Genomic DNA, 5,720 nt, shown 5'->3' with positions numbered 1-5,720 from the left:
GTTTGGCGGAAATAGAGCTAATTTCTAGTGCTATTCCCAACAACATTGTCCATTTGGAGCATATTTGGTGACAAGTATTGAAAAATAGACTAGTTTTTAGTTCTATTCTTGCAAATTTGGTCCATTTGGCGGAAATAGAGCTAATTTCTAGTGCTATTCCCAACAAYATTGTCCATTTGGAGCATATTTGGTGACAAGYWTTGAAAATTAGACTAGTTTTTAGTTCTATTTKTGCGAATTGGGTCAGTTTGGCGGAAATAGAGCTAATTTCTAGTGCTATTCCCAACRTCTTCGTGCATTTGAAGCATATTCGAGGATAAGTAATGAAAATTAGACTAGTTTTTAGTTCTATCTGTGCGCATTTGATCTATTTGGCGGAAATAGAGCTAATTTCTAGTGCTATCGCCCACAACATTGTCCATTTGAAGCATATTCGAGGATATGTAATGAAAATTAGACTAGTTTTTAGTTCTATTTGTGCGAATTTGGCCGGTTCGGCGGAAATAGAGCTAAYTTCTAGTGCTATTCCCAACAACATCGTCCATATGAGGTTTATTGGAAGTTGAATCCATAAACTTCACAAGAGAAGCCCTACTCTATTACATTTCTATATAAAAACACACTGTAAACTCTCAAAATTTGGTACACTAGTAGCAAATTTGTTTTAAAAAAGGATGATGACCATGTCCGATCATAACGACCGTGATGATCTTGCTGATCGACGCCGCAGCAAGCTGAAGGTGCTTCGATTTGATAATAACGGTAAAGATTTAGTTGAATCCGAAAAGCCTGAGGAAACCTTTGCGGACGTAGGCGGGCTTGAGGATGTTAAGAAAAAAATACGCATGAATTTCATATTGCCATTGAAGCAGCCTGAGCTGTTTGCAGCCTATGGCAAGGAAGCAGGCGGCAGCCTTCTGCTCTACGGGCCTCCAGGCTGCGGCAAAACCTTTCTTGCACGAGCGGTTGCTGGAGAAATAGATGCTAATTTTATGCACATTGAGCTGCAGGCTATTCTAGGCATGTACGTGGGTCAAAGCGAAAACAATTTGCATGACATTTTTGAGAAGGCTCGGGAAAATAAACCGTGCGTCATCTTTATTGATGAGCTTGACGCGATGGGCGGCAGCCGCAATCAGATGCGTCAGCATCATGACCGCATACTCGTCAATCAGCTTCTAATGGAGCTCGATGGACTTCGTACGTTCAATGATCAAGTATTTGTCATCGGAGCGACGAATACCCCTTGGTACCTTGATTCCGCGCTGCGCAGACCCGGAAGGTTTAATCATATGATTTTTGTACCGCCGCCTGAAGAATCGGAGCGTACAACCATCCTGCAGCTAAAGCTAGCTGGAAAGCCGCTTTCCCCGCTTGATTTAAATAAAATCTCGAAGGAGACCAAACATTTCTCAGGAGCGGATCTGGAGCAAATCGTGAAGGATGCCGTTGAGAGCGCATTGGAGCGTACACTCGATATTGGAGAAATTCAGCCCATATCTCAGGACGATTTGAAAAAAGCTGCGAAAAACCGAAAGGCGACCACTCTCGATTGGTTTGCCACAGCCAAAAACTATGCTACGTTCAGCGATATTAATCAGGACTATCAAATCGTTCTCGATTATATGAAACAAAGCGGTTTGAAATAAATCCGATATAGCGAGGTAGACATAGTTATGATGGAAATAGAAGAGGAAATGACCAGTAAACGATACGAGCGAATACAACAGCTCATGGGTTGGAAAAAGTTTAAGGAAGCTTCTGTTGAGGCGCTTGCGCTAATTCAGGATACTCCCGAGGACCCCTATGCCTATGCACTGTTCGGGCAAGTTAGTCTATACATGGATAATCTGGATCAAGCCCTTCACTGGACAGAACAATCGCTTCTACGCGACCCGGAAAATGAATTAGCCTGGTTTGTTCGCAGCAATGCTTTTTATTCGATGGAAAATTGGAAAGCAGCCTTGGAATCGATTGCCGAAGGACAGCGAATTGATCCTTATGAACCACATTATTATTTCTTGCTGGCTAATATATATAATAAGACAAGACGGTATGAAGAAGCCCGTGATTTGCTATTGAAAGGACTTGAAATCTCTCCTGAAAATTCATTGTATCTCGCTAATTTAAGCTATAATGAAGCCTTGTTGAATCGTTTTGCCGAATCAAAAATGCTGGCTAATCAAGCTTTGCGGCTTGATGTCGAGTCTGATATGGTTTACTTATATTTGGCATGGTCAGCAGAAAGACGGAACGATTACGACGACTATCTGCTCATGCTCAAGAACGCGATTAGATTAGATCCTGAAGACAAACAAATTCGCCAGGAGTTTCTCGAAGGACTGCAAAAAAATTATAAATTTTATCGTATCATGCTTTTGCCGGGAAATCTCTTGAAAAAGCTAAAGCCCTGGCAGGTTCTTCTCATTTGGATTGTGATTTGGATTGTCTTTAAGCCGCTCGTTATATTATTTATTATTCTTTATGTCGCGACGCACTGGATTACAAGGCTGCTCGTGCATGTAAAAGTGTTTGGCTGGAAACGAAGAAGGTGAGCAGCTTGTGCTCACCTTCTTTTTTACTCAAATCGATGCCATGCCTATATTATTTAAGCACAATATCCAGCCTCATAATCGTTATATAAGCTTGTTGACGCGTATACGTGCCTTTTGGGCTGAATTTATTGTTTCCAATGCCTTTCATGACATCATGCATCGACACAAAATCAACGCTCGGCTTAGCCCAGCTTGCTATGATGCTGTTGTCTGCAAATGCCGAAGCGTCAGCTGGAACCTTATAGCCAAGCACCTTGGCTGTGTTCGTAAGCATGACCGCTGCTTCTTGCCTCGTGATGCTTCCGCTCGGATCAAATTTTCCATTTCCTTTACCTTTGACGATACCCATCAAATAAGCAGCTACTACTTCTTTAACCTTCGTATCCGTAAATGGATTATCGCTCAGGACAACTTGTTTTTCTGCCAAAATCTCATCAATCGTTTGGCTTTTCTCTACTTCAAGCAACCTAATAATAATTTTCGCAAAATCTGCACGTGTGATTAGCTTCTTGTAGTTGTTTTGCAGCTCCGCTGGAATAAGCCCGATTGATATCGCTTCATCTACCTCTATCTTTGCCCAAGCATCAGGCTGATCGCCTACTGCTGCACTCGTGTCAATCTTAAAGAAGTAGCTTGCCCTGTCGCCTGTTGCCTCATCTAAGATGAACAATTCATAGTAGGGAACGCCATAATCAAAGGTTACTGTTCCCGTCGTATTAGCGGGTAAAGCATTAACGAGCTCCTTCTTGCCGTTTATCGTCCAAGGTACTGGACTCGAAACTAAAACACCATTTACCAAGCTATAACCAAATACAACAACGCTAGTATCAACCTTTGCTGTATAGCTCAGAACTGCTTTTTCAGGAACGAGTATCGAAGTAATTGTAACATCCTTATATACATCTCCTAGATCGTTGAACGTTAACGTCTCTTTCACTTCGCCCGATTTCTTCGAAATCGAATATGTATACTTATCCTTCGAAATCTCAGCTGCAGCAGCTGGCATTACGAATGAAAACGTCATTAAGCAGATTGTCAGCCATATCAAAACAGCTTTTTCCCTTCTTTTCATACCAGTACCTCCATGTTTAATGAAATGTATCTGCTATTCATTCAACAATACCAGTGGATTTCCCTTCATTTTCGACAAAACCGCTGCTTATAACACCTATACATCATATACTAATTCGCCATCTGCAAAAATCGGCTTTAATAATGTTATCGCTTCATAATGAGTAATAAATTTATGGATATAAGAATGAACCGGGTCAAACAGTTTAATTCGCTCTCCCCTATTTACATGCTGCTCATCCCTCAGCGTAATATAATCTGCTTCTGCTTTTCCAGTTGATGTGTTAATGATTCGGTAAAGCTGCTTGAAACCCGGTGTCGATATCTTCTCTGGATTTGCTGAAATTTTGATAACCGGCTCGTAGCTCCCGTTTTTCTCACGCGCGACAAGCTTGTACACACCGCCGAGTGAAGGCTGATCCGCTGCGGTAATCAGCTTCGTACCGATACCCCATACATCAATCTTTGCGCCTTGCGACTTTAGGTTAGAAATAATAGCTTCGTCCAAGTCACTGGAGGCAACGATATTCACATAAGGCAGACCAGCTTCATCGAGCATTTTCCGCGCCATTTGTGATAAATACGCTAAATCGCCACTATCAAGGCGGATCGCATTCATTCGTTTACCTTGGCTCTCTAGCATATGGGCGATCTTAATCGCGTTGGGRACTCCGCTTTTGAGCGTGTTGTACGTATCTACCAGCAGAGTTACATAGTCAGGCAGCGATTCCGCATAAGCGCGAAATGCTTCCTCCTCCGTATCATGCCCCTGCACCCAAGAATGGGCATGCGTGCCTTTGGCAGGAATGCCAAACAGCATGCCAGCCCTCATATTAGACGTCGCATGGAAGCCCGCAATATAAGTAGCTCTTGCTCCCCAAACCGCTGCATCTGCCTCTTGCGCACGCCTCGTTCCGAACTCAAGCAATACGTCATCTGGAGCAACCTGCTTAATTCGAGCTGCCTTCGTCGCGATCAACGTTTGATAGTTCATCATATTGAGGATAGCCGTTTCTATGAGCTGTGCTTCAAATACGCGTGCCTCAACGCAGAACAATGGTTCATTCGCAAAAACGAGCGTTCCTTCCTCTACCGAATAAATATTGCCTGTAAACCGAAAGCTGCGCAGCTCATCAAGAAACTCCTCTTTGTAGTTCTCTTCTTGCGTACGCAAATATGTAATTTCCTCTTCTCCAAAATGAAGCGATTGAATGTATTCCACAATTCTCTCCAAACCTGCGAATACAGCAAAGCCGTTATTAAAGGGAAGCTTGCGGAAATACGCCTCGAATACGACCCTCTCATCTTTGCTTCCTTGCAGCCAATGCGCGTACATCATATTTATTTGGTACTYATCTGTATGAAGTGTCAAATTTGTATAACTCATCCCATTAACTCCCTTCCCTAGTACTCTCTCCAATACCCGTTCCTTTAACTCTTGAAAACAAAAAAAGCGCCGTTGAGATCGAATAGCTCCGCTCAATAACGCATCATATTTTCACTTCGGTGCTCTTGTACTGGTACATTATTTGAACCAGCCCTTTTCCTTAAACCGAGTAATCGCCTCGATGCGGTTGCTGACGTCAAGCTTATCAAGAATGACAGATATATAGTTGCGAACGGTACCCGTCGTAATAAACAGCTCGCTTGCAATTTCCTTCGTGTTTTTCCCATCTGCTACGAGCACAAGCACTTCCTTCTCGCGCTCTGTTAACGGATTTTCTTGTCCATATGCCTCATCTACAAGCTCCGATGCGAATATCCGTCGTCCAGCCATCACGCTGCGAATCGAATTGGCAAGCTCCTCGCTTGGGCTGTCCTTAAGCAAATAGCCGCTAACTCCCGCTTTGAGAGCACGCTCAAAGTAACCGGATCTTGCAAATGTCGTCAAAATAATGACCTTGCAGCCCTGGCCCTTCAGCTCCTCAGCAGCATCAAGCCCAGTCTTGGCGGGCATTTCAATATCCATAATGCAAATATCAGGCTTATGCTCATGCACAAGACTTATGGCATCTTCTCCATTGCTTGCTCTTCCGACGACCTTCATATCCTCTTCCAAGTCAAGCAAGGAAGCGAGGGCGCCCAGCAGCATGC

5 protein-coding genes are annotated in these 5,720 nt (G+C 43.3%); 2 read left to right on the top strand and 3 right to left on the bottom strand.

Annotated features, from left to right (window positions below; all coding sequences use genetic code 11):
* Positions 1-683 precede the first annotated feature (683 nt).
* Positions 684-1,649, top strand: coding sequence for an ATP-binding protein (locus tag AB4Z17_RS32650; RefSeq protein ID WP_441964520.1), 966 nt, complete (start codon positions 684-686; stop codon positions 1,647-1,649).
* A 27-nt stretch (positions 1,650-1,676) separates the two neighbouring features.
* The gene (locus AB4Z17_RS32645) at positions 1,677-2,555 is read left to right on the top strand and encodes a tetratricopeptide repeat protein (RefSeq protein ID WP_441911734.1); all 879 of its coding nucleotides are present in this window, start codon (positions 1,677-1,679) and stop codon (positions 2,553-2,555) included.
* Positions 2,556-2,604: 49 nt separating this feature from the next.
* Here AB4Z17_RS32645 and AB4Z17_RS32640 read toward each other — a convergent pair whose 3' ends face one another.
* From AB4Z17_RS32640 to AB4Z17_RS32630, 3 genes are all read right to left on the bottom strand, one after another.
* Positions 2,605-3,627 carry an S-layer homology domain-containing protein gene (locus AB4Z17_RS32640; RefSeq protein WP_441964518.1) on the bottom strand — a complete coding sequence of 341 codons (1,023 nt, stop codon included), beginning with the start codon at positions 3,625-3,627 and terminating at the stop codon, positions 2,605-2,607.
* 96 nt (positions 3,628-3,723) lie between these two features.
* Positions 3,724-5,013, bottom strand: a complete 1,290-nt coding sequence (locus AB4Z17_RS32635) for a nicotinate phosphoribosyltransferase (RefSeq protein ID WP_441964516.1) — start codon at positions 5,011-5,013, stop codon at positions 3,724-3,726.
* Positions 5,014-5,151: 138 nt separating this feature from the next.
* Positions 5,152-5,718 carry a response regulator gene (locus AB4Z17_RS32630; protein WP_441964514.1) on the bottom strand — a complete coding sequence of 189 codons (567 nt, stop codon included), beginning with the start codon at positions 5,716-5,718 and terminating at the stop codon, positions 5,152-5,154.
* Positions 5,719-5,720 lie beyond the last annotated feature (2 nt).

The sequence above is a fragment of the Paenibacillus sp. TAF43_2 genome, from assembly GCF_052113545.1.
Taxonomy (GTDB): Bacteria; Bacillota; Bacilli; order Paenibacillales; family Paenibacillaceae; genus Pristimantibacillus.
Note: the sequence above shows the minus strand (reverse complement) of the source record. Positions and strands in the feature narration are given on the sequence as shown.

Bases quoted from the DNA above. Each gene is read 5' to 3' on its own strand.
- AB4Z17_RS32650 (WP_441964520.1), top strand. From the start codon at position 684: ATGTCCGATCATAACGACCGTGATGATCTTGCTGATCGACGCCGCAGC.
- AB4Z17_RS32645 (WP_441911734.1), top strand. From the start codon at position 1,677: ATGATGGAAATAGAAGAGGAAATGACCAGTAAACGATACGAGCGAATA.
- AB4Z17_RS32640 (WP_441964518.1), bottom strand. From the start codon at position 3,627: ATGAAAAGAAGGGAAAAAGCTGTTTTGATATGGCTGACAATCTGCTTA.
- AB4Z17_RS32630 (WP_441964514.1), bottom strand. From the start codon at position 5,718: ATGCTGCTGGGCGCCCTCGCTTCCTTGCTTGACTTGGAAGAGGATATG.